The sequence below is a fragment of the Desulfuromonas carbonis genome (assembly GCF_054658035.1).
On sequence record NZ_BAAHXR010000003.1, the window covers coordinates 1,244,235 to 1,265,213 of the forward strand.

Below are 20,979 nucleotides of genomic sequence, written 5' to 3' on the forward strand. Positions count from 1 at the left end.
TCCGTGGGATTGATCCAGAGAGAGATTGAAAAGGCCGGCCTGGCCACGGTGGGAATCTCGATCGTGCGTGAGTACTCGGAGAAGGTAAAACCGCCGCGAACCGTCTTCCTGCGCTGGCCGTTCGGACATCCGGTCGGCGAGCCGGGCAACAGCACACAGCAAAAAGCGGTGGTCCTGGAAACGCTAAGAGCCCTTTACCAGATTCGCGAGCCGGGGACCATCATTGACCTGCCGTTTCGCTGGCGGCGGGAAGACTATAAGCAGTATCGTCCGCCGGCAAACAGTGAGTTTGAATAATCAAGGACCCTCATCCGCCACAAAACCGACAGCTTAATGCGTTACTTACACCCGAGACAGCAGCCGGAAGTTGACGATCAAAACAGCAGCTCCCCGGCTGGACGGATTTCTTGCCGGTGATTCGGAAACGCTTCTCGCGCTGGAGCGAAGTGCCCACTTTCAGAGCAGCTTTGGAAACCACACCAGAGACTGCACCTAAGATAAACGCCACGCGAGCGGCCCTTGGTCGCGTGGCGTTTGAACATCACCTTGTTAACCCCCGCGCACAGCAAGCTGAGCAGAGCAAAGAATTCCGACCTTGAATTTATCAAGGCCTTTTTGATACCGGACCAGGCACGCTTTCTTTGCCCTTTTGCACATCAGGAGGCGCAGTCGATGCAAAGGGGCGCGACGGGGTTGGTTTCTGCGTGCCCGTCTTTCAGGCCGTGTACGCCCCCGGTCCCACCTCACGGGCCTGGCCGATGGAGGCGAGGGCGGTGAGGATTTCCTGGACCTTGGGCTCGCGGGCGTGCTTGAAGGCCTCCTTGAGTTGCAGGGCCGTTGTCGGTACGCTGCGCTGGGTGAGGGCGGCACGGACGGCGGCGACCTGCTCGGGGAGGGTCTTGGGCCAGACCGGCTTCTCCTTGGCGGCGACGGGTGCGGCGGTCTCCTCGCTGCCGGGCAGTTTCCCCTGCGACTCTCCCATCCTCCCGGAGGGGTTCTGGTACTCGGGGCGCAGCCAGCGCACCAGTCCCTGCTCCTCCTCCCCGGTTCGCTCCTTGTTGAGCGCCACCAGCCGTTCCAGGATCGCCTCGTCGGTGAGGTCGGCCGGCCAGCCGTAGGCATCGGCCACGGCCGCGTCGAGTTCGTCGTGCAGCTGCCGCAGCACCGATACCAGCCCCTGCTCGTGGATGACCTTCTCCTTGGCGGTCAATTCCGCTCCGCTCCGCAGCTTCTCCAGCACGTTGTACATGCCGGTCAGGGTCAGGTCGGGGTGCTGCTCCTGCTGGCGCTTGCGGTGGGAGTCGAGTTGTTCGGCCAGGTCGCGGATGCGTTGCTGCTGGGTGTCGCTGCAGACGGGGAACGGGAAAGGCTCGAAGCAGCGGGTCTTGCTGTAAACAGGATCATTGCCAACGCCAAGGCGTCCACCCGCTGCCAGAGCCCAGGTGACATGAGCGCGACTTGATAGTACGCCAAGGTGGTAGGCGCTGTCGGTGGCGATACAGATGAGCTTGTGTTCCGGTCTGCTACCCGCATTGATGATAGAAAATATCCTGTGTTTAGCGGTTTCCGGGGTGACCACAAACCGATGCAGGCCCGCAGTCGCGGAGCGAATCAGCTCGTTGCTGCGTCGGAAGAGCCACCAATTAGCACGCAACTTCGGATCCCGGTTGATTTGCCGCTCAGGATATACCCTCTCATAAAGACGCTGCCAAAGGCCTGGGGTCTCACGCCGTAATTGTTCCTCGGTAAGGCCGTGGGCATCGATGACATGAAAATGTCGCGCCTTCCCCACGATGTCATCCCCATTGGATAATGGGAAAATTAGTCGAGCGGTTTCGGCGCCTTGATGCCTGAGGCGATCCGCTTCTTCAGCCGTCAAAACAAAACCCCGGCCCCCCAGAATGTAACCCGTGCCGGAAATTTGGCTATTCGCCAGGAGCGGCTGAGCACTTGCCACGTTGGCACCAACCCGAAGGTCGGCGTGCAAAACACCCTGCCGCGTTATCAAGTCAACAGCAATTCCTTCCCCATCGCTCCCTCTTTCGGCGGCCACTGTGACCAGCCGACCTTCGTCACCATCCTTAGCAGGTCTCCCGACGGTCATGGCAATCCTGACGGCGGCTCCGTCGGCGGAGTCGACCCATGGATGATCGGGGATGGCAAAGGCCAAGGACAGCGAGGGTACGGCTATAAGGTGTGTTTCTACCACCTTGCGGTTGAATTTCTGTGTAAGGCTGTTGGTAGTGATGAAGCCAAAGCGTCGGAGCTTGCCAAGTCGCGCCAACTCTGCAGCTTTGTGCCACCAGTACATGACGAAGTCGACCGAGTCGGGTACGTCAAGCCATACATTGCGCAGTGTCTCAACGTAGCTGTCACCCAAAGCAGGGCGAATGTTCTGCTTCCCTAGGAACGGCGGATTCCCCACTACGAAGTCGGCATCGGGCCACTCGGCTTTGCGCGGGTTGACGTAACGCAGCAGCGGCACCCGGGAGGTGTCGTCGGGGACCTGTTCGCCGGTGACGGGGTGGGTCTTGGTGGTCACGCCGTCCCAGCGGGTGACGGGGGTGCCATCCTCGTCGACTACCGGTTCGGTGCGCTCCCAGCTGAGCACGGCGTCGCGGCACTCGATGTTGCGGAACTTCTTGATGACCGGCTCGGGAGGTTGGACGTCCCCCCGGGTGCGGTAGTGCCACTGGAGGTAGCCGATCCAGAGTACCATGTCGGTGATGGCCGCTGCCCTCGGGTTGACCTCGATGCCGAGAAGTTGGTGCGGGTCGACGGTGGTCCCCGCCAGGCCCATCAGTTCCTGCGTCTCACCGAACCCCTCCAGCGCGTCGAGGACTTCCCCCTCCAGGCGCTTGAGGTGCTCGAAGGTGACATAGAGGAAATTGCCGCTGCCGCAGGCCGGATCGAGGACACGGACGCCGCAGAGGTGATGGTGAAAGGCCTGAAGCTGGGCCACGGCCTCGTCGCGCTTGCCCTGGGTGTCGAGGGCGACGGCGGCGGCGAGAACCGCCTCCCAGTCGACGCGCAGCGGCTCGACCACGGTCGGCAGCACCAGCCGCTCGACGTACTCGCGGGGGGTGTAGTGGGCTCCGAGGTGGTGACGTTCGGTCGGGTTGAGGGCTCGCTCCAGCAGGGTGCCGAAAATCGCCGGCTCGACGTCCTTCCAGTCGGCCTTGCCGGCCTGGATCAGCATCTCCAGCTGGTCCTCGTTGAGGGGAAGTGCCTCGGACCCCTCGAACAGGCCGCCGTTGAAGCGCAGCAGTTTCTCGCGCAGTACCGGGGAGAAACCGCCGTCCTTCATGGTCTGCCAGAGGCTTTCGACCATCGGCACGTACTTGTCGGTACTGCCGCGCAGGCTCGTCAGCAGCTCGGTGTAACTGTTGTTGGGGATCAGGCCGATGTCCTCGGCGAACATGGTGAACAGGCTGCGCTTGAGGAAGTTGCCGACCTTTTCCGAAGAGTGCCCGGCCGCCTCCAGCGACTTCGCCAGCCGGGCCAGCTTGTCAGCCACCTCGCGGGTGACCTTGGCGGAGCGTTTCGCCGGGTCGAGGCTGTGCGGGTCGGTCCAGATACTCCGCAGCAACTCCCGCACCTCGGGGCGGGCCAGATCGCCGATATGGATGCGGTGGGAACGGGGGTCGGGGAAGGGGAGGTAGGCTTTGCCGGTGCAGGAAAACTCGCTGTAGAGTTCGATGCTGTGGCCAACGTCAACCACCAGCAGGAACGGCGGCCACCCCTCGCCTGTCGGCAGGGCCTTGGCATAGCGTTCGGCCTGGTTCTTGGCCGCCTGCATCGCCCGGTCCCACCCTTGGGTGCCGCGCCTGGCGGTGCCGGTCTTGTACTTCTTCTCCGTCTCCTTGAACTGCGCAGGTTCCTGCTTGTCGCTCCCCTGTTTGGCTTCGAGGACGAAGCAGCCGCGCTTGTAGAGGTCGATGTAGTTGGGGGAGGTGTTGCCGTCGCCGTGCTGGAGGGTGACGGTGCGTTCGAAGACGTAGGCGTTTTCGCTGTCGTCGGGCCGGGTCGGTTCCGGTAGGGGAGCGTCGAGCTGGTGACAGAGTTCGGTGAGGAAGAGCTGGTAGTTGGCGCGCTCGGCACCGCCGGACGCTTTCCAGGCGGTGATGAAGGCGTCGATGCTGGCGTGCGCCCGGACGTAGTTGGTGCGTTCCTCGGACATGTTCCCCCCGACAGGCATGGCAAAAAAGACATCCTAGAATAGCCACGGGCGGCCGATTCGTCCAGAGGTTTTCAGGTGATGCATCGACGTCGTGCGGGCGGGCCGACAGGAGCGTGGAGTTTATCCGAGCCTTGCGTCCAGCGCCCCTTTGGCGTCCAGCGCAAAAAGATCGTCACAGCCACCGATCAGTTCCCCATCGACAAAGATCTCCGGCACGGTGGCGCGCCCCGAGCGTCGACGCATCTCCTCTTCCCTGGCGGCATCATGGGTCACATCATATTCGACGAAGTTCACCCCTTTTTTCTGCAGCAATTCCTTGGCGCGGTGGCAGTAGGGACAGTAATCCTTGGTATAGATTTCCACGGTTTTCATGACGAACTCCTTGCCGAGGATCGGGACGAGGCTTCGCGCAGTCGCGTCGAAATTTTCACCTCGCCGTGCAGGGTACGATGCACAGGACATTTCTCGGAGATCTCCAGCAGGCGCTCTCGCTGCTCCTGATTCAACGCGCCATGAATCTCCAACTCCCGCTCGAGGTGGTCGATACGATGCGCCGGGTCATCGCAGTCAGCACAATCCTGCGCATGAATTTTCTCGTGCCGCAAACGAACCACCACCGATTCCAGCGGCCACTTCTTGCGCGCGGCGTACATCTGCACCGTCATGCCGGTGCAGGCACCGAGGGCGACCTGTAGATAGTCGTAGGGGGAGGGGCCCTGGTTGGTCCCGCCAAAAGCTTCCGGCTCGTCGGCGACCAGGGCGTGGCCGTTGACGAAGACGTCGGTGCGAAACCCCTCGGCGCCGGTGCGCGCCGTCACCCGGTTGTCGCTGATCTCCGGATCGGTGGTGGCGTTTTCGTCGGAATCGAGGAAGCGCCGCACCCAGACCCCGATCATGGCGGCGGCAAAGCGGGAATCTTCCGCCCGGGAGAGGAGATGATCGGCCGGATCGAGGGAAATGAAGCTCTTCGGGTGTCTGGCGGCCCGGTAGATGGCGGCGGCATGGTCGATGCCGACGATCTTGTCCTGGGGGGAATGCATCACCAGCAGCGCAACTTTAAGCCGGCCGATCGCCGTCAGCGGCTCCTGGGCCAGCAGGTCATCGACGAACTCCTTGCCGAGGGTGAAGGGGCGGCCGCCGATGTCGACGGTGGCCTGACCCTGGCGCTCGATGGCGGCACGGGAATCGCCAAGCAGCTTGAGGAGATGGTCGGGATGACAGGGGGCGGCGAGCGTCACCACCGCCCGCACCGTGGCGATGCGCGACGCCGCCTGGAGCACGGCGGCGCCGCCGAGGGAATGGCCGATCAGGATCTGCGGCGCGGTAAAGGTCTCCTCCAGGTAGCGGGCGGCGGCGACCAGGTCGGCGACATTGTGGGAAAAGGTGGTGCTGGCAAAGTCGCCGGCGCTTTCGCCGAGGCCGGTAAAATCGAAGCGCAGCACCGCGATCCGCTGCTGGCTCAGGGCGCGGGAGATGCGGCCGGCGGCGGCGCTCTGCTTGGTACAGGTGAAGCAGTGGGCGAAGATCGCGAAGGCAAGGGGCGCTTCATCCTCCGGCAGGTCGAGGAGAGCGGCGAGAGCGAGCCCATCCTGGTTGGGAAAGCTGACCTTTTGCTGTTTCATGCGGACTCCTTGAGCGATTTACCTTCCACCGCCTGAGTTGACGGGGCAGGTCCAGACCGCGGCAGCGGCGAGGGGCGGAAGTATCCCCGGGCTGAATACTCCGTGAAGATCGCGATTCCCTAGGGGGCGTTCAGACGCCAATCATAAGCATAACCGGCATCCCCCTGGAAGCCGTTCAGCCTCGCAGCCAAAGCCGGGTCGGCGTAGTGCTGCAGGTGACTCAGTACCCCGGTTTCGCTGCCGCCGAAATCGGCCTGGTACCAGTCGTAGATGCTGGAAAGGACCAGGGTGGCGCCGTTAAAATGTGCTCCGCGTCGACTGTTGACATATTCCCGTGCCCCCCGCTCGAGGAGCTCTTCGCTGTTGGCCGCGGTGAAGGGTTCCGGTTGCAGGTTGGGGCAGCCGAGGCTGGCGCAGTTGACGGCATAATGGATGCGGTTGTCGTGCCAGATCGGCCGCAGGATACGGTGCTCGATGTCGTTGAGCGAGAGCTCGCTGCCATCGACCTTGATCAGCTTCAGATCCCAGGGTCCGGGACTGAACCAGCCCGATTTAATGTTGCGGATGCTGGCGACCGGGTAATGGTCGAGGATGGTCATCACCGTCAGGGCGTTGTAGAGGTTGATCCAGTAGGCTTTCTGCTCGGCGCGGTTCAGTCCGGTGACCGCAACGACAGCGAGGCTGTCGAGGTAGCCCTGCAGGGCAGCCCGGTCGGCGGCGCTGACGGCGCCGTAGCGGACCAGGTTGGGTTCCCCGGCCTGGCCGGGTACCAGGTAGCGCGCCAGGAAACGCGCCCAGGCCCCATGGTCGACCTGCTGGGTACTCTGCGGGGCGCTCCCCTGCCAGATCGGCCAGAACTCGGGCTTTGGCGCCGCCTTGGCCGGCCCGGCGAGGAGCAGGCCGAGCCCGATCAGGGATGCGAGGCATAAGGTTTTCATTTTCCCCATTTTCTCATTCCTCTGGCGACGGCGGGGGTTCCGTTCCCCCCGCAAAGGACTGCGGCCGGTCTCCTGCCGGAGGCGGGAGCCGGCCGCAGCCGGGGCTGGCACTAGTTACTGGGTTGCCGGCACCTGGAATTCATAGCCGCACGCCGGGCATTTGACCATCTGCTTGGCACCGCTATGGGCGGCACAGCCGCCGAGGCTGAGAGCGAAAAGGGCGGTGACGATAAGAACGCTCAGTTTTTTCATGATCTCATCTCCTTCGTGGGTAAATTCCCGGGCCGGATCCGACCCGGGGCCTTGCTGGCACTGCAATCAGCCGCGGCGCCAGGTATGGAACCTTTCCACCCATTGTAGTAGCCGCTCCGGCACATGGGCGCGTTTCCATGCCCCGGCCGCGGCCTTGTTCGCTTCGGCCAGGGTCGGATAGGGGTGGATGGTGCCGAGAATCTTGTTGAGGCCGATGCCGTGCTTCATGGCGAGGGTGAATTCGGCGAGGAGGTCGCCGGCGTGGGGGCCGACAATGGTGGCACCGAGAATCGTATCCTTGCCGGTCGGAGTGATGACCTTGATCCACCCCTCCTCCTCTCCCTCGACAATCGCCCGGTCGAGCTCGCTCAGCTCGTAGCGGGTCACTTCGAAGCCGAGCTTCTGTTCCCTGGCCTCGGTCTCGTTCAGGCCGACGCGGGCGACCTCCGGGTCGGTAAAGGTGCTCCAGGGGATGACCCGGTAGTCGGCGCGGAAGGTCTTGAAGGGACTGAAAAGCGCGTTGACCGCGGCGTACCAGGCCTGGTGTGCGGCGGTATGGGTGAATTGATAGGGTCCGGCAACATCCCCGGCGCAGAGGATGTTGGGGAAGTTGGTGCGCAGGAAGGGGTCGGTGGCGATGGTGCCGCGCGGGCTGATGGTGACGCCAAGCTCTTCAAGGCCGAAGCCGCAGGTGTGGGCGCGGCGACCGACGGCGACGAGGATGGCGTCGAAGCCGATCTCGACCCGCTCGCCATGGTGGTCGCAGACCAGGACCTTGTCGTCGTCGCGGACTTCCACTGCCTTGGCCGCGTGTCCGGTAACCACCCGCACCCCTTCCGCCTCAAAGCGGCTGCGGATGAAGGCGGCGACGTCGTCATCCTCGCGGCCCATGAGCCGCGGCGCCATTTCGACCTGGGTCACCCGGGTGCCAAAGCGGGCAAAGGCCTGGGTCATTTCGCAGCCGATCGGGCCGCCGCCGAGCACCACCAGCCGCTGCGGCAGTTCCCGCAGCTGCCAGAGGTTGTCGGAAGTCAGGTAATCAACCTGGTCGAGCCCGGGGATCGGCGGCACAAAGGGGGTCGCGCCGGTGGCGACGATGATGCTGCGCGTCGTCAGGATGCGGCCATCCACCTCGACCGAGTAGGGAGAGGTGATGCGCGCCGCGCCCTCGATACACTCGACACCGAGCTCGGTGTAGCGCGCCACCGAGTCGTGGGGCGCGACCTTGGCAACGACCCGCTGCACCCGCTCCATCACTGCGCCGAAGTCGAAGTCGGTGCTGGTCCGCTCAAAGCCGAACTCCTGCGCCCGGCGACCGTAGGCGAGCATCTTTGCCGAGCGGATCAGCGCCTTGCTCGGCACGCAGCCGGTGTTGAGGCAGTCGCCGCCCATCCTGTGCTTCTCGATCAGCGCCACCTTCGCCTTCACCGCCGCGGCGATGTAGGCGGAGACCAGCCCGGCGCTGCCGGCACCGATCACCACCAGGTTGTAGTCGAAGCGTTTCGGTTTGGGGAAGGCGGCTAGGGCCCTGCGCGTCTTGGCGAGGTCGAGCCCCTTCTTCGCCAGCAGCGGGAAGAGACCGAGCAGGACGAAGGAAAGGAGTAGCCCAGGGGAGAGGATGCCGGAAAGGCTGTCGATGCGGCCGAGCTGGGTGCCGGCGTTGACGTAGACCGCGGTGCCGGCGAGCATGCCGAGCTGGCTCACCCAGTAAAAGGTGCGCGTGCGCATCGGGGTCAGCCCCAGCAGCAGGTTGATGACGAAGAAGGGGAAGAGGGGGACCAGCCGCAGCGAAAAGAGGTAGAAAGCCCCCTCCCGCTCGATGCCGGCGTTGACCGCCTGGAGGCGTTCGCCGAAGCGCGCCTGCACCCAGTCGCGCAGCAGAAAACGGCTGACCAGGAAGGCGAGGGTGGCGCCGATGGTGCTGGCGAAGGAGACGACGACCAGCGCCGGCCAGAAGCCGAACAGGGCACCGCCGGCCAGGGTCATCACCGCCGCCCCCGGCAGCGACAGGGCGGTGACCGCCACGTAGATGAAAAAATAGAAGCCGAGAGTCAGCAACCGATGGACGGCATAGTAGTTCTGAAACGCCTCCTGGCGCGCTTTCAGCTCGGCCAGGGTCAGGAAACGCTGCAGGTCGAAGGTGAAGAAGAGGCCGACCAGCACGGCAATGACGAGGAAGATGAGCCCTTTTTCCCAGCGGCTGGACATGGCGGGTCGAGTCTCCTGGTGAGGTGTCGGCAGCTACGACGGCAGATCGGTCTCTTGCTTACACATTAAAGGTACTTGCGACCGTGGTGCAAGTCCAGAAGTGCTACGAAAGAAAGCGCCGGTCGAAGGGGCGGGGGAAAGCTTGGCGCTGGCCCGCAGGGATGGAATCGTGGTACATCTGGTCTGCGCGGGGCGGTCAGCCCGCTCGCGACCAGCCGCAACGGAGGTGCCGACAATGCTGCAACAGCTGATTGCCGAGATTGAACGTTTCGTCCGTGAGCACCCCGCCAACCTTCAGGAGGACGGGGTCACCCCCTATTTTGAGGCACCGCTGGTTGGCGTCGCAGCTGCCGCCGATTCGCTCTTCGTCCAGTACAAAGAGATAGTCGGCGATTTCCACCTCACCCCCGACGGGCTGCTGCCCGGCGCCACGGCGGTCCTCTGCTGGGTGCTGCCGGTGGTGGAAACAACCCGCCTCGGTAACCGTCGCGAGCAGCAGTATCCCTCCCGGGCCTGGGCCCGAACCCGCGACCGCGGCGAGGCGTTTAACGTCCTGTTGCGCCGTCACCTGGTCGAGTTGCTGACGGCGCGGGGATTCCGGGCCGTCGCCACCCAGCTCTCTCCGCTCTGGCAGGCAGTCGAGGTGGAAGGATCCGGTCCTTCCTCCAACTGGTCCGAACGCCACGCCGCCTTCGCCGCCGGCCTCGGCACCTTCAGCCTCAACGACGGCCTGATCACCGCCAAGGGGATCGCCCACCGTCTCGGCAGCATCGTCACCGACGCCCCGCTGCCGTCCACCCCGCGCCCTTATTCCGACTTTCGCGGCTACTGCCTGCGCTTTGTCGACGGCAGCTGCGGCGCCTGCATCGCCCGCTGCCCGGTCGGCGCCCTCTCCGATAGCGGCCATGACAAGTTCCTCTGCCGCGACTACGTTTACGGAACTGTTCCCGAGGCCGTTGCGGCCAGTTACGACATCAAAGCGACCGGCTGCGGCCTTTGCCAGACCAAAGTCCCCTGTGAGGGGCGAATTCCACGGGGGGCGGGGTAGGTGATGGTTGATCGTATGAGGTTGCGGGAGGGATGATGTCGTGAGAGAAGATAGCTCAGTAGGCACTTTTGCAGAAAAATTAATTCCGGCCCTTTTACCCCACAACCAAAGGAGCAACGATGAGCATTTTCATGACGCGGATGCTGCGGGCGGCGAAGCTGGACGTTCCCCTCTATGAAGAGGTCGAAGCCGACCGGGGTGCAATGCCTCAGGCCCTGGGGGTGGTTGTCCTTTCCAGTCTGGCGGCCGGAATCGGAAGTGTCGCCAACCTGGGACTGGCCGGGATTCTGCTTGGCACCCTTGCCGCCTTGGGTAGCTGGTATATCTGGGCCTGGCTCACCTACTTCATCGGCACCCGGTTTCTCGCCGAGCCGCAAACCGAAGCCGATCTCGGTCAAATGCTGCGCACCACCGGATTTTCGAGTTCTCCCGGCATGATCCGGGTACTGGGGATCATCCCGGGACTGGGGCCGATCGTTTTTACCCTGGCAGCCATCTGGATGCTAGTTGCCATGGTTATCGCGGTCCGGCAGGCGCTCGATTACACCAGCACTCTGCGGGCTGTGGGCGTGTGCGCGATCGGCTGGGTCGTTCAGACCCTCATCCTGCTGCTCCTGTTCGCGTTGCTGGGTGGCGGGGGCAGCTGAGCGTATAGGTCGCTCAGAGCAGAACGGGGAGAGGCTGCTTTTTTTGCAAAGCAGCCTCTCCCCCTTTCGATTCACGCCTGCCAATTTCAGCTACCGTGGCCGTCGCGGTCCCGGCGCCGATTGACTCCCCAGCCTTGCATCCAGCTCATCGACCCAGCCGGCCCTGGCCTCGGGAAAGGCATCGGCGTAAGGGACGTAGGGTTTGATATCGAGGACCGGGGTGCCGTCGAGCAGGTCGACGCCGCGCAGGTGCAGCGTCCGCCCTTCGATCCGCACCAGTTCCACCGCCGACAGGCCGATCGGGTTGGGCCGGTGCGGGGAGCGGGTGGCGAGAACGCCCCGCTTCGGTCCGCCGCGCGGCGGCTTGATGGTGCTGCGCCACCCTTCGCTGCGGTGAAAGGAATAGATGAGCCAGAGCCGGTCGAAGCCATCCAGATCCTGCAGCACCTTGTCGTCGAGCCAATCCGCCAGCTCCAGGGTGGCGTTCGCCGCCGCCCCGTCCACCGTCCCGGCCACCACCGTCCCCTGGTGGGGGGCGTCGATGCGGCGGTGATAGGGGGAGTGCAGGATGCCGATGGGACGATAGCTGAAAGTAGCGGCTTGGTTTTCCACGGCGGGTCAGTCCTCCTCAGCGGCGCGAATCAGCCTCGCGAGCACCGCGGCGAGTTGCCGGTAGCCGGCGGCGCTGGGATGGATGGCAGCGCACTTCAGACGATTGTCTTTCAGGATATCGCTAGAGGGTGTCTCTTAATGGTCTGTTTTTCGTGCGACTAAAACCAGCTTGTTCCTGGCGCGGTGTATTGCTGAGAACTCGATATTGGAAAAGCCGGCGCTTTTCAGCAGGGCCAAAAGCTGCGCTTTGGTGAAAATCTGTTTGTGGCGAAATGGTTTGGGGGAGTAGAGGGTTTCCAGTAGCGGAGAGGTAGCGGACCTGCTCAAACGATAGGACCATTCACTGACCCGGTAGAAAAAAGAATCACGTGCGGGGGTGTCGAGGAATAAATAGCCCCCCGGTTTGAGCAGTTTGGCGGCCGCCGCGATCGTTTGAACCGGGAAATTGACGTGTTCCAGCGTGTCCCAGAGGGTAATGATCTCAAAATAGCTGGCGTATCCGTTTTGCCAGTAGGGGTCGTCGACCAGTTCAGCCCGCAACAGGAGCTTGAATTTTTCCAGTGCGTATTCGCGGAAGACCTGCTGGGGTTCGATACCTTCCGGAATTGCTTGCTCTTCTTGCAACAACGAGGGGAATACTCCCGCCCCGGAGCCGATGTCGAGACAATGTTTTCCTGCCAGAGCGACATGTGCTTTGACAAACTGCAGATTGATTTTCAGTTGGGCGCTGTTCTGGAGGAGCTTGCTGGAAATAAATTGTCGAGTTTTCCCTGTCAGCAGGGACTCCCTGGATTCTTCAGTCGGAAGGTCGTCAAGGGCATCGATAAAGTGGAAATCACAGTTAGTGCAGGCGTACACAGTCATCTCTTTTAATCGGTATTTTGGCGCGGCTGCCTCCTTCCCGCAGAGCTTGCAACGGCTGAAATCGTACAAGGGTTTTCCTCCATGCGGGCCAGAGTACATAAGATGACAGGTCAGCGTCCCTCGGCGGCGTGAATTAGTTCGGCGAGCGCCGTGGCGAGTTGCCGGTAGCCGGCGGCGTTGGGATGGATGGCATCGCTCTTCAGGCGATTGTCCTTCAGGATATCGCTGAGGGTGTCGTCCAGATAGGGGAGCCGATACTCTTTGGCGAGTTCCGCGTAAAAGGGAGCCGGCGCGAGGAAGAGGCCGAGTTGCGGGACTCCGGCGAGGACGACGTCGGCACCCTGCTGTCGGCAGGCTAGAATCATCGCCCGCAGGTTCTCCTTCGTCTGCGCGACGTCGAGGCGGCGCAGGAAATCATTGCCGCCGTGGATCAGGATCACCAGTTGCGGCTGCACCGTTTCCAGCACCCCGGGCAACCGGTTGACCCCGGCGGTCGACACTTCTCCCGGCACCCCGGCATTGACCACCCGTACCCCGAGCAATTCTTCGAGTTGCGCCGGATAGCTCTCGCCGGCACCTGCCCCGTTGCCATGGGTCAGGCTGTCGCCAAAGGCGAGGATCGTCGCGCCGGATGCCAGCGGGCGGATCTTCGGCTTGGCGTCGCAACCGGGGAGGAGTAACAGCAGGGAGAACAGGGTAAAGAGAATATGCAAGCGCAGTTTCGACATGGTTGGAAGCATAGCGCATTTTTGCCGAGGGGGGTATCCCCCGCAAGGATTCGATCGGCCGAGGGCTAGATCGGGTTAGTTGACTGACCGTCTTTCGGCGGCCTGCGGATTTTCAGGGAGAGCTTCCGCAGCCTGGAGGACTCTACCCAGAATACGGCCTCCGGATTCCCGGAGGCCAGAGCAAAACAAGAGTTACCCGCCTCCTGTTTATCTCGGGGCAGATTCATCACCACAATGAAAGCGCTCCCCCGATCCGTCACGCCTGGCAGATCCGTCATATGGTACGGCCTTGCTCGGCCAGGTTCTTTTCCTGCACTCTCCTTGTTTTCAAATTTTCATAAAAATATCAATTATTTACTTCCCTGAAGGGCGGGGCCTGACACTGGCATGTTCGTTGCGATACTTCTGGACCAGTTCAATGTTTGCGCGCCAGAAGGACATACCGCCGTTCAGCAACCGGCGCGTCTCTTCCTCACGCAGCCTAACTTAAGTTGCTCAGTGACAACCTGAAAGGTGACAGATGAAAAAAATTCTTTTGCTGAAATTGGTCGTTCTCCTCCTGGTCACGGTAACCCTGGCCGGGTGCCCCCGGCCGCCGGGTCTGTGGCACCATAATGGCGGACATGGCAACGGCCACCAGGGCAAATGAGAGTATCCCCGTGATTAAGGGCAGATTCTCTTCGTGAACATCCCCCCTGGGAAACAGGTTCCCATCCCGTTGAGTTTTGGAATGGAAATTGTCAACCAGGGATTGAAACCGTAACCGACCCAGGGAGTCCCTATCATGTATGTGCACCTGCAACCTGTTTTGGCGATCTTGGCCGGCATCCTGATCCTGGTGATTCCCAAGGCGCTGAATTATATTGTCGCCGTCTACCTAATTTTGATTGGCATCTCCGGGCTGGTCCGCTGAGTTTCGTTGTTCTGGGTTGGGCCAGGAGGGGCAGAGGGGTGAAAATACCCGGCTGTCCCTTTTCGCCATGCCTGCGTAGGGCCAAAATTCTAACACGCCACCTGCAAATTCCAGCCCGCTCCCCCCTCCCGACCACCTTTCCCCGCCCATTTGGACAATCCGTCACTGATCCGCCGGGAGCAATCTGCCGACTTGCACTTTCCCGCCAGTAGGATAGGTTCAACGATAGGAAGAGCTGAACAGTGAAAGGACCCTACCAGTGTAAAAACGCTCATTGGTGGGGCCAGACTACCCGGAAGCGATCGGAAAAATGACCGGGCTGTAACCCGCCCAATCCGCCAAGGAGAAGACCATGTCCAATGCCAAAGCCTATTCCGCCGCCAGTGCGACCGCAAAACTGACGTCCACTACCATCCCGCGTCGCGCCCCCACCCCGCGTGACGTGCAGATCGAAATCCTCTACTGCGGTGTCTGCCACTCGGACCTGCATACGGTACGCGACGAGTGGCACAGCGTCATGCAGACCACCTACCCCTGCGTGCCGGGGCACGAAATCGTCGGCCGGGTGACCGGCGTCGGCAGCGCCGTCACCAGCCACAAGGTGGGCGACCTCGTCGGCGTCGGCTGCCTGGTCGACTCGGACCATGACTGCCCGAGTTGCCAGGCCGATGTCGAGCAGTTCTGCCCGGGCGCGACCTTCACCTACAACTCGCCGGATAAGCATGGCACGGCACCGGTCACCTACGGCGGCTACTCGGAACGCATCGTCGTCGACGAGCACTTCGTCCTCAAGGTCCCGGCCAACCTCGATCTCGCCGGGGTGGCGCCGCTCCTTTGCGCCGGCATCACCACCTGGTCGCCGATGCGCCGCTGGGGAAATCTCAAGGGGAAGAAGGTCGGCGTCGTCGGCCTCGGCGGCCTCGGCCACATGGGGGTCAAGTTTGCCCGCGCCTTCGGCGCCCAGGTGGCGGTCTTTACGACCTCGCCGGGGAAGAAGGCCGACGCCCTGCGCCTCGGCGCCGCCGAGGTGATCCTCTCCACCGACCCGGCGCAGATGAAGAAGCATGCCGGCAGCTTCGACTACATCCTCGACACCATCGCCGCCGACCATGACATCAACGCCTACCTGCAGATGCTCGGCCTCGACGGCGAGCTGACCCTGGTCGGGGCGCCGGAGAAGCCGCTGCCGGTCCACTCCTTCGCCCTCCTCTTCGGGCGCAAGCGCCTCTCCGGCTCGCTGATCGGCGGCATCAAGGAGACCCAGGAGATGCTCGATTTCTGCGGCGCGCACAACATCACCGCCGACGTCGAGGTGATCCCGATCGGGCAGATCAACCAGGCCTACGAGCGGCTGCTGAAGTCGGACGTCAAGTACCGCTTCTCCATCGACATGGCGTCGCTGAAGGCCGGGTGATGCCCACCCTGGAAAAGGACGAAAAGTCGCTGTCGACCCCCGCTGGGAAACTGCTGACCGGGCCCGCCGTTGCCGGGGCGCTTGACGCCCTGGCGACGCTGCGTCTCGACATCTTTCTCGAGTACCCCTATCTCTACCGGGGGCGGCGGGAGGATGAACTCAACTACCTGCGCAGTTATGCCGAGCAACCGGACGCCTGCGTCATCCTCGCCGCGGAGGGGGGCGAGGCGATCGGGGCGGCGACCGGCATGCCGCTGAGCCATGAAAATTCGCAACTGCTGGAAGCCTTTGCCGACAGCGCTTTGAACCTCGGGGAAACCTATTACGTCGGCGAGCTCTTGCTGCGTCCGGCCTACTGCAGTCGCGGCCTCGGCCGCCGGCTGCTGGCGCAGCTGGAAAGCGAAGTGCTTGCTCGCGGGCGTTACCGCCAGCTGACCTGCGCCACCGTCGAGCGCCCTGCGGATCACCCGCTGCGCCCGCCCGATTTCATCCCGATCACCCGCTTTTTGGCCCGTACCGGGTTCGTCCGCCTGCCGGGGGTAACCACCCATTTTGCCTGGCGCGAGCCTGACGGTATCCAGCGCGATCATGTCATGCAGTTCTGGATGAAAGAGCTTCAACCAGACCAAAGTAGATGAAAATCACCAGCCAGGCGTCCAAACAAAACCCCGCCAGTCTTCGGCGGGGTTTTTCAAGGTGCAATCGGGCCTGTTGGGGGGAGAAGCCTAGGCTGGTGACCAGTAGCAGCGCTTTGGCGAAACGATCTTCCCCTCTTTCTTGAGCTGGTCCATCGCCTTATCGACCGCCTTGCGCTCCAGCCCGCCGAGTTCGGCGACCTTGCCGGCGTTGAGGGGCTCGCCCGCCTTGTGAATCACTTCCAGTACTTTTGCCGCAGTATCCATCGTCAGCCTCCTTGGGGTTTCAGGTGATGGCGAACAATATACAACCAATTGAATCATAAATCGAGGGTCGCCTTCAATTTTGGCGGGGCTCTCGGCTGCGATCTTCAGGTCAGCTTGCGCTCCAGCCCCCGATACTGGATCGCCTCGGCGAGGTGAGGCTGCTGTAGGGGGTCATTGTCGGCGAGGGTGCGCACCACCCTGAAGGTGTGGGTGTTGGCCTGCAGGTCGAAGGGGGCGAGGCGTTCTCACTGGATCATCACCGGGGTGCATGTGGCAGTTGCAAGGGACCTCGCCGCAGAAGCCGCAGGGAGAGGGGAGTGGATCCCTTCGAAAACAGTGGTTGCCAATCTCTTTGCAGGGGAGCTGGATACTATGCAACTGGATGCTTAGCCTTTTTGGTCCAGGATTGTAAGGAATGGGATTTACCTAGCCAATGACATAATCCCTGTCGGGATAACGCGGCCGAGGTGTGCCGTTTTGCTGATCGGTTGGAGGGGCAAAAAAATGGTGCAAAAAAATGGTTGACAGTTACGATAGGAGCAATTAGTCTATAAAAAAAATAGGGAAGATAGATAGTGATTTCAAAAAAGACCAAATACGGCTTGCAAGCCCTTCTCTCCCTGGCCCGGGAACATGGCCTTGGGCCGCTTCTGATCGCCGATCTGGCTGAGCAGGAGCGGATACCCAAGAAGTTCCTGGAGTTGATCCTGTTGCAGCTGAAAAATGCCGGAATTCTGGGCAGCCGCAAGGGGAAGGGGGGCGGCTATTTCCTGGCCAAGGACCCGGCGCAGATCACCCTGGGGAGTGCCATTCGGGTGCTCGAAGGGCCTCTGGCCCCGATCCCCTGCGCCAGCGAAACGGCCTACCAGAAATGCGAGGAGTGTCACGACGAAAACACCTGTGGCATCCGTCTGGTGATGAAGGATGTCCGCAACGCCATTGCGGATATTCTTGACCACACCTCGCTCAAGGATGTTCTGCAGCGGTCGGACGAGGCTTCCAAAAGGGCCAGCAAGGTGATCGATTTCACCATCTAGATTTTTTTGCCCTTTAGACTATAAAATCGATAGACATAATTACAAACCACCCAACCAAGGAGACCTTCATGAGCCAGACATTTACCGACAATTCGTTGAGCATCGGTGGCACTCCACTGGTCAAGCTGAACCGCATCGTCCCCCAGGGCGCCGCAGTCTACGCCAAGATCGAGGGGCGCAACCCGGCCTACAGCGTCAAATGCCGCATCGGCGCGGCGATGATCTGGGACGCCGAGAAGAAAGGGCTGCTCGGCCCCGGCAAGGAGATTGTCGAGCCGACCAGCGGCAATACCGGCATCGCGCTGGCCTTCGTCGCCGCGGCGCGCGGTATCCCCATCACCCTGACTATGCCCGAGACCATGAGCCTGGAGCGGCGCAAGGTGCTCAAGGCTTTCGGCGCCAACCTGGTGCTGACTCCCGGCGCCAAGGGGATGGGCGGCGCCATTGCCGCTGCCGAAGAGTTGGCCGCCAGCGCTCCCGAACGTTATGTGCTGCTGCACCAGTTCAAAAACCCGGCGAATCCGGCCATCCACCGCAGCACCACCGGCCCGGAAATCTGGGAGGCGACCGGCGGCGAGGTCGACGTGCTGGTCTCCGGGGTCGGCACCGGCGGCACCATCACTGGCATCTCGCAGTTTTTTGAACAGGACAAGGGCAAACCCCTCTATTCGGTGGCGGTTGAACCGAGCGATTCGCCGGTCATCAGCCAGCACCTGGCGGGGCAGCAGATCCAGCCCGGCCCGCACAAGATTCAGGGGATCGGTGCCGGCTTCATCCCCGAAACCCTCGATCTGGCGGTCGTCGATCAGGTCGAGCAGGTCAGCAACGACGAGGCGATCGACTTTGCCCGGCGCCTGGCCAGGGAGGAAGGAATCCTGGCCGGCATTTCGTGCGGTGCCGCGGCGGCGGTTGCCGCCCGGCTGGCCGCCCGTCCGGAATTTGCCGGGAAGAAGATCGTGGCGATTCTCCCGGACTCCGGTGAGCGCTACCTGACCAGCGTCCTGTTTGACGGCATCGTCTGACCATTAAACCCTGTCAGAAATGAGCCGACCGGAAATTCCGGAGGCACGCTTTTAAATTAAGAGAAACGGCGCAGGGCTGACCGGACCGCCGGAAGCTACCGACAGTCAACAAGGAGGAAATCAATGCGTAGCAACCGGTTCATTACCCTGGTCCTGGTCGCAGGGCTGCTCCTGGGAACCAGCCCTGTCTGGGCGGGTCCTTCCCCTGAGGAACGCTGGCAGGAACTCGATCAGAAGATCCGTATCCTGGAACGCAAACTGGAATTGGAAAAAGAAGCGGCCGGCAAGGAGGCCGCCAAGCATGGTGTCGTCGAGGCTGGCGAGAAGGGATTCGCGATCCGCTCGCAAGATGGCAGCTGGCAACTGAAACTGCGCGGTTACGTGCAGGCCGACGGCCGTGTCTACCTCGATGACAACCGGGACGCCGTTACCAACGATTTGCTGCTGCGGCGGGTGCGGCCGATTATCGAGGGAACCCTAGGGAAGGATTATCAGTTCCGCATCATGCCCGACTTCGGCCGCGGCAAGACCGAACTGCTGGATGCCTACATCCAGGCGAACTACTGGCCGGCGGCCCAGGTTCGGGTCGGCAAGTTCAAAGCGCCGGTGGGCCTTGAGCGGTTGCAGTCGGGGGCCAGCCTGCTGTTCGTCGAGCGCGCCCTTCCCACCAGCCTGGTTCCCAATCGCGATGTCGGCCTGCAGATCGGGGGGGAACTGGCGAAGGGGACCCTGAGCTATGCTCTCGGCCTCTTCAACGGCGGCGTCGATGGCGGCAGCACCGACAGCGACAGCAACGACGACAAGGACCTGGCGGCGCGCCTCTTCGCCCATCCGTTCAAGACTTCCGGCATCGCTCCGTTGCAAGGGCTGGGAATTGGTGTGGCCGGCAGCTACGGCAATCAGGAGGGAGCCCTCCCCTCGTTCAAGTCGGGAGGGCAGCAGACGTTCTTTAAATATTTAGCCACCAGCAACGCCGACGGCCGCCGTTGGCGGGTGGCCCCGCAGGCCTACTGGTACGCCGGCCCCGTCGGCCTGCTCGCCGAGTACGTCCGTTCGGAGCAGGAAGTCAGCAATGGCACGATCACCAGGGATCTGGCCAACCAGGCCTGGCAGGTTGCGGCCTCCTGGGTGGTGACCGGCGAGGACGCCTCCTTTAAGGGGGTCAAGCCGAAACGGTCCTTCGATCCGAAAAGCGGCGCCTGGGGCGCCCTGGAGCTGGCAGGACGCTATAACGAACTCGAAATCGACCAGGACGCATTTCCGCTCTTCGCCGACCCGACCAAGTACGCCGAGAAGGCGAGTGCCTGGGCGGCAGGTCTCAACTGGTACCCGAGCCGCAACCTCAAGGTGGTTGTAAACTATGAACAGACCACGTTTGACCAGGGGAGCGCCAGCGGCGACCGCGAGACCGAAAAAGTCCTGCTCACCCGGGTCCAGGTCGCCTATTAAAAGAACCCTTTTAGCCATACGACATAAGGAGAACCACTCATGTTACGAAACAGACTCGTCCCGCAACTGACCCTGGTCCTGTTTGTCCTCGGCCTCTTCATCGGCAGCCTGGCCCTGGCGAAAGAGTACACCCTGCTCAACGTATCCTATGATCCGACCCGGGAGCTTTACAAGGAGTACAACGCGGCCTTCGCCGACTACTGGAAGGAGAAGACCGGCGACACGGTAAAGGTCAATCAGTCGCATGGCGGCGCCGGCAAGCAGGCCCGGGCGGTGATCGATGGCCTCGAAGCGGATGTCGTCACCCTTGCATTGGCCTACGACATCGATGCCATCGCCGAGAAGACCGGACATTTCGGCAAGGACTGGCAGGCGCGCCTGCCGCACAACAGCGCTCCCTACACCTCGACCATCGTCTTTCTGGTGCGCAAGGGGAATCCCAAGGGGATCAAGGATTGGGGCGATATCATCAAGCCGGGTGTCTCCGTCATCACCCCGAACCCCAAGACCAGCGGCGGTGCCCGCTGGAACTTTCTGGCCGCCTGGGGCTACGCCCTGAAGCAGAGCGGCGGCAGTGAAGCGGCGGCGCGCGATTTCGTCACCGCCCTCTACAAGAATGTGCCGATCCTCGACTCGGGGGCGCGCGGCTCGACCACCACCTTCGTCAAGCGCGGGATCGGCGATGTCTTCCTCTCCTGGGAGAACGAAGCGTTTCTGGCGATCAACGAACTCGGCCCGGATCAATTCGAGATCGTCGTCCCCTCCGTCTCGATCCTGGCCGAACCGCCGGTGACAGTGGTGGACAAGGTGGCTGCCAAGCACGGTACGACCGAAGTGGCCAAGGCCTACCTGGAATACCTGTTCAGCCCGGTCGGGCAGAAGCTGGCGGCCAAGCACTACTACCGCCCGGTGGCCCCGGAACATGCCGACCCGGCCGATATCGCCCGCTTCCCGAAGGTCAACCTGTTTACCGTTGACGAGGTTTTCGGCGGCTGGCAGAAGGCGCAAAAGACGCATTTTGCCGACGGCGGCACCTTTGACCAGATCTACGTTCCGGCGCACTAGTTGTCCTCTGCCGGGGCACGGTCTGCCGTGCCCCGGCTACCCTCTATCTTGACCTGAGCGGGCGACCGCAGGGAGATG

20 protein-coding genes are annotated in these 20,979 nt (G+C 62.4%); 10 read left to right on the forward strand and 10 right to left on the reverse strand.

Going from position 1 to position 20,979, the window contains the following annotated elements; translation table 11 throughout:
* Nucleotides 1-3: 3 nt before the first annotated feature.
* Nucleotides 4-297, forward strand: coding sequence for a hypothetical protein (locus tag ACYQ8E_RS12690; protein ID WP_459861062.1), 294 nt, complete (start codon nucleotides 4-6; stop codon nucleotides 295-297).
* A gap of 418 nt (nucleotides 298-715) precedes the next feature.
* Here the strand turns inward: ACYQ8E_RS12690 and ACYQ8E_RS12695 are convergent, their stop codons facing one another.
* From ACYQ8E_RS12695 to ACYQ8E_RS12720, 6 genes are all read right to left on the reverse strand, one after another.
* Nucleotides 716-4,180, reverse strand: coding sequence for a class I SAM-dependent DNA methyltransferase (locus tag ACYQ8E_RS12695; RefSeq protein ID WP_066722731.1), 3,465 nt, complete (start codon nucleotides 4,178-4,180; stop codon nucleotides 716-718).
* Between the two features lie 120 nt (nucleotides 4,181-4,300).
* On the reverse strand, nucleotides 4,301-4,552 hold the full coding sequence (gene grxC, locus ACYQ8E_RS12700; protein ID WP_066722734.1) for a glutaredoxin 3: 252 nt from the start codon (nucleotides 4,550-4,552) through the stop codon (nucleotides 4,301-4,303).
* Nucleotides 4,549-5,802, reverse strand: coding sequence for a bifunctional alpha/beta hydrolase/OsmC family protein (locus ACYQ8E_RS12705; protein WP_066722737.1), 1,254 nt, complete (start codon nucleotides 5,800-5,802; stop codon nucleotides 4,549-4,551). The genes grxC and ACYQ8E_RS12705 overlap by 4 nt, the downstream gene beginning before the upstream one ends.
* Nucleotides 5,803-5,921: 119 nt before the next feature.
* Nucleotides 5,922-6,740: a DUF547 domain-containing protein gene (locus tag ACYQ8E_RS12710; protein WP_157471660.1), complete on the reverse strand. Its 819-nt coding sequence runs from the start codon at nucleotides 6,738-6,740 to the stop codon at nucleotides 5,922-5,924.
* 114 nt (nucleotides 6,741-6,854) lie between these two features.
* A complete protein-coding gene (locus ACYQ8E_RS12715) occupies nucleotides 6,855-6,992 on the reverse strand; it encodes a hypothetical protein (RefSeq protein WP_157471662.1) in 138 nt (45 codons plus the stop codon).
* A 66-nt stretch (nucleotides 6,993-7,058) separates the two neighbouring features.
* Nucleotides 7,059-9,200 (reverse strand): dihydrolipoyl dehydrogenase family protein, encoded by a 2,142-nt coding sequence (locus ACYQ8E_RS12720; protein ID WP_066722743.1) that lies wholly within the window; start codon nucleotides 9,198-9,200, stop codon nucleotides 7,059-7,061.
* 235 nt (nucleotides 9,201-9,435) lie between these two features.
* Here ACYQ8E_RS12720 and ACYQ8E_RS12725 point away from each other — a divergent pair, with 235 nt between their 5' ends.
* Both ACYQ8E_RS12725 and ACYQ8E_RS12730 read left to right on the forward strand, forming a co-directional pair.
* Complete coding sequence (locus ACYQ8E_RS12725) at nucleotides 9,436-10,248, forward strand: epoxyqueuosine reductase (protein ID WP_066722746.1); 813 nt, start codon at nucleotides 9,436-9,438, stop codon at nucleotides 10,246-10,248.
* A 119-nt stretch (nucleotides 10,249-10,367) separates the two neighbouring features.
* Nucleotides 10,368-10,895 carry a YIP1 family protein gene (locus tag ACYQ8E_RS12730; protein WP_066722748.1) on the forward strand — a complete coding sequence of 176 codons (528 nt, stop codon included), beginning with the start codon at nucleotides 10,368-10,370 and terminating at the stop codon, nucleotides 10,893-10,895.
* Nucleotides 10,896-10,985: 90 nt separating this feature from the next.
* Here the strand turns inward: ACYQ8E_RS12730 and tsaA are convergent, their stop codons facing one another.
* The 3 genes from tsaA to ACYQ8E_RS12745 form a co-directional block, all read right to left on the reverse strand.
* Complete coding sequence (tsaA, locus tag ACYQ8E_RS12735) at nucleotides 10,986-11,507, reverse strand: tRNA (N6-threonylcarbamoyladenosine(37)-N6)-methyltransferase TrmO (RefSeq protein ID WP_066722749.1); 522 nt, start codon at nucleotides 11,505-11,507, stop codon at nucleotides 10,986-10,988.
* 135 nt (nucleotides 11,508-11,642) lie between these two features.
* Nucleotides 11,643-12,440 (reverse strand): class I SAM-dependent methyltransferase, encoded by a 798-nt coding sequence (locus ACYQ8E_RS12740; protein ID WP_197463687.1) that lies wholly within the window; start codon nucleotides 12,438-12,440, stop codon nucleotides 11,643-11,645.
* A 41-nt stretch (nucleotides 12,441-12,481) separates the two neighbouring features.
* Nucleotides 12,482-13,099, reverse strand: coding sequence for an arylesterase (locus ACYQ8E_RS12745; protein ID WP_231875360.1), 618 nt, complete (start codon nucleotides 13,097-13,099; stop codon nucleotides 12,482-12,484).
* 784 nt (nucleotides 13,100-13,883) lie between these two features.
* On the opposite strand from ACYQ8E_RS12745, the gene ACYQ8E_RS12750 reads away from it, so the two are divergent.
* From ACYQ8E_RS12750 to ACYQ8E_RS12760, 3 genes are all read left to right on the forward strand, one after another.
* Complete coding sequence (locus tag ACYQ8E_RS12750; RefSeq protein ID WP_082820091.1) at nucleotides 13,884-14,012, forward strand: DUF3096 domain-containing protein; 129 nt, start codon at nucleotides 13,884-13,886, stop codon at nucleotides 14,010-14,012.
* A 352-nt stretch (nucleotides 14,013-14,364) separates the two neighbouring features.
* The gene (locus ACYQ8E_RS12755; RefSeq protein WP_066722768.1) at nucleotides 14,365-15,426 is read left to right on the forward strand and encodes an NAD(P)-dependent alcohol dehydrogenase; all 1,062 of its coding nucleotides are present in this window, start codon (nucleotides 14,365-14,367) and stop codon (nucleotides 15,424-15,426) included.
* Nucleotides 15,426-16,064, forward strand: a complete 639-nt coding sequence (locus ACYQ8E_RS12760) for a GNAT family N-acetyltransferase (protein ID WP_066722770.1) — start codon at nucleotides 15,426-15,428, stop codon at nucleotides 16,062-16,064. The genes ACYQ8E_RS12755 and ACYQ8E_RS12760 overlap by 1 nt, the downstream gene beginning before the upstream one ends.
* Nucleotides 16,065-16,151: 87 nt before the next feature.
* Here the strand turns inward: ACYQ8E_RS12760 and ACYQ8E_RS12765 are convergent, their stop codons facing one another.
* On the reverse strand, nucleotides 16,152-16,328 hold the full coding sequence (locus tag ACYQ8E_RS12765; protein ID WP_459861063.1) for a MarR family transcriptional regulator: 177 nt from the start codon (nucleotides 16,326-16,328) through the stop codon (nucleotides 16,152-16,154).
* A 575-nt stretch (nucleotides 16,329-16,903) separates the two neighbouring features.
* On the opposite strand from ACYQ8E_RS12765, the gene ACYQ8E_RS12770 reads away from it, so the two are divergent.
* The 4 genes from ACYQ8E_RS12770 to ACYQ8E_RS12785 all read left to right on the forward strand — a co-directional run bounded on the left by ACYQ8E_RS12770 (nucleotide 16,904) and on the right by ACYQ8E_RS12785 (nucleotide 20,901).
* Complete coding sequence (locus tag ACYQ8E_RS12770; RefSeq protein ID WP_066722776.1) at nucleotides 16,904-17,365, forward strand: RrF2 family transcriptional regulator; 462 nt, start codon at nucleotides 16,904-16,906, stop codon at nucleotides 17,363-17,365.
* A 68-nt stretch (nucleotides 17,366-17,433) separates the two neighbouring features.
* Nucleotides 17,434-18,387, forward strand: coding sequence for a cysteine synthase A (cysK, locus tag ACYQ8E_RS12775; protein ID WP_066722780.1), 954 nt, complete (start codon nucleotides 17,434-17,436; stop codon nucleotides 18,385-18,387).
* 123 nt (nucleotides 18,388-18,510) lie between these two features.
* Nucleotides 18,511-19,836 (forward strand): OprO/OprP family phosphate-selective porin, encoded by a 1,326-nt coding sequence (locus tag ACYQ8E_RS12780; protein ID WP_066722783.1) that lies wholly within the window; start codon nucleotides 18,511-18,513, stop codon nucleotides 19,834-19,836.
* Nucleotides 19,837-19,875: 39 nt separating this feature from the next.
* Entirely contained in the window at nucleotides 19,876-20,901 is a 1,026-nt protein-coding gene (locus ACYQ8E_RS12785) for a sulfate ABC transporter substrate-binding protein (protein ID WP_082820092.1), read from the forward strand.
* The last annotated feature ends 78 nt before the right edge of the window (nucleotides 20,902-20,979 follow it).

Excerpts from the sequence above, each read along its gene's own strand:
- ACYQ8E_RS12695 (WP_066722731.1), bottom strand. The coding sequence starts at position 4,180 with ATGTCCGAGGAACGCACCAACTACGTCCGGGCGCACGCCAGCATCGAC.
- grxC (WP_066722734.1), bottom strand. The coding sequence starts at position 4,552 with ATGAAAACCGTGGAAATCTATACCAAGGATTACTGTCCCTACTGCCAC.
- ACYQ8E_RS12705 (WP_066722737.1), bottom strand. The coding sequence starts at position 5,802 with ATGAAACAGCAAAAGGTCAGCTTTCCCAACCAGGATGGGCTCGCTCTC.
- ACYQ8E_RS12710 (WP_157471660.1), bottom strand. The coding sequence starts at position 6,740 with ATGAAAACCTTATGCCTCGCATCCCTGATCGGGCTCGGCCTGCTCCTC.
- ACYQ8E_RS12715 (WP_157471662.1), bottom strand. The coding sequence starts at position 6,992 with ATGAAAAAACTGAGCGTTCTTATCGTCACCGCCCTTTTCGCTCTCAGC.
- ACYQ8E_RS12720 (WP_066722743.1), bottom strand. The coding sequence starts at position 9,200 with ATGTCCAGCCGCTGGGAAAAAGGGCTCATCTTCCTCGTCATTGCCGTG.
- ACYQ8E_RS12725 (WP_066722746.1), top strand. The coding sequence starts at position 9,436 with ATGCTGCAACAGCTGATTGCCGAGATTGAACGTTTCGTCCGTGAGCAC.
- ACYQ8E_RS12730 (WP_066722748.1), top strand. The coding sequence starts at position 10,368 with ATGAGCATTTTCATGACGCGGATGCTGCGGGCGGCGAAGCTGGACGTT.
- ACYQ8E_RS12745 (WP_231875360.1), bottom strand. The coding sequence starts at position 13,099 with ATGTCGAAACTGCGCTTGCATATTCTCTTTACCCTGTTCTCCCTGCTG.
- ACYQ8E_RS12750 (WP_082820091.1), top strand. The coding sequence starts at position 13,884 with ATGTATGTGCACCTGCAACCTGTTTTGGCGATCTTGGCCGGCATCCTG.
- ACYQ8E_RS12755 (WP_066722768.1), top strand. The coding sequence starts at position 14,365 with ATGTCCAATGCCAAAGCCTATTCCGCCGCCAGTGCGACCGCAAAACTG.
- ACYQ8E_RS12760 (WP_066722770.1), top strand. The coding sequence starts at position 15,426 with ATGCCCACCCTGGAAAAGGACGAAAAGTCGCTGTCGACCCCCGCTGGG.
- ACYQ8E_RS12765 (WP_459861063.1), bottom strand. The coding sequence starts at position 16,328 with ATGGATACTGCGGCAAAAGTACTGGAAGTGATTCACAAGGCGGGCGAG.
- cysK (WP_066722780.1), top strand. The coding sequence starts at position 17,434 with ATGAGCCAGACATTTACCGACAATTCGTTGAGCATCGGTGGCACTCCA.
- ACYQ8E_RS12780 (WP_066722783.1), top strand. The coding sequence starts at position 18,511 with ATGCGTAGCAACCGGTTCATTACCCTGGTCCTGGTCGCAGGGCTGCTC.
- ACYQ8E_RS12785 (WP_082820092.1), top strand. The coding sequence starts at position 19,876 with ATGTTACGAAACAGACTCGTCCCGCAACTGACCCTGGTCCTGTTTGTC.